The sequence below is a fragment of the Mangrovihabitans endophyticus genome (assembly GCF_014646155.1).
In the GTDB taxonomy this organism is placed as follows: domain Bacteria; phylum Actinomycetota; class Actinomycetes; order Mycobacteriales; family Micromonosporaceae; genus Actinoplanes; species Actinoplanes endophyticus.
The window spans coordinates 1-582 of sequence record NZ_BMMX01000169.1 but is presented as its reverse complement, the minus strand read 5'-3'; the positions used below and the strand labels follow the sequence as shown (position 1 = coordinate 582).

Sequence of the window (582 nt, the reverse complement as noted above, 5' to 3'; positions counted from 1 at the left end):
CCCCACGCTCAAAAAAGAAGCGTTAGCGCATTTTAAAATAGTGCTTCAATTTCTTAATCAGTCTTAAAATACGCCTTATTTTTTAACCCATCTCCTTATGGCGCGCAACAAGGGTAAGAATTTTTGATAAGCTTTGCGATAGATTTTAAAAGAGGTGTTTTGGGATAGCTCCAATAAAGGGGTAGCCTTTGATAAGAGGCGTTCATGATCTCTTCTCAAATCATCATAATTAACTCTCAAATCATCATGATCTCTTCTCAAATCATCATGATCTCTTCTCAAATCATCAACAGACACTAACGGCTCATTCAAATCACGATGAAGAGCAGAATAATGGGCATCATTGCAATGATAAATCGTATCGTTTTCAAGAATGTTTTTGAAAAAATCCAGGATTTTTTCAAAACTCAAATCTTGGTAAAAACCCGCTTTCCCATCAAGGGTGTTTAAAGGGTTTTCATAGAGCATGTCTAAATAAGCGTTTTGGTGCGCATGCAAGTATCTGATATAATCAATCGCTTCATCAAAGTTTTTGAAATCATGCACATTCACAAAACTTTTAGGGTTAAAATCTTTCGCCAC

Annotated in this window: 1 protein-coding gene; it reads right to left on the bottom strand. The window is 35.7% G+C overall.

The window, feature by feature from the left end; translation table 11 throughout:
- Window positions 1-75: 75 nt before the first annotated feature.
- Window positions 76-582: hypothetical protein (locus IEY73_RS34765; RefSeq protein WP_229716452.1), on the bottom strand; the 507-nt coding region annotated here is incomplete at its 5' end.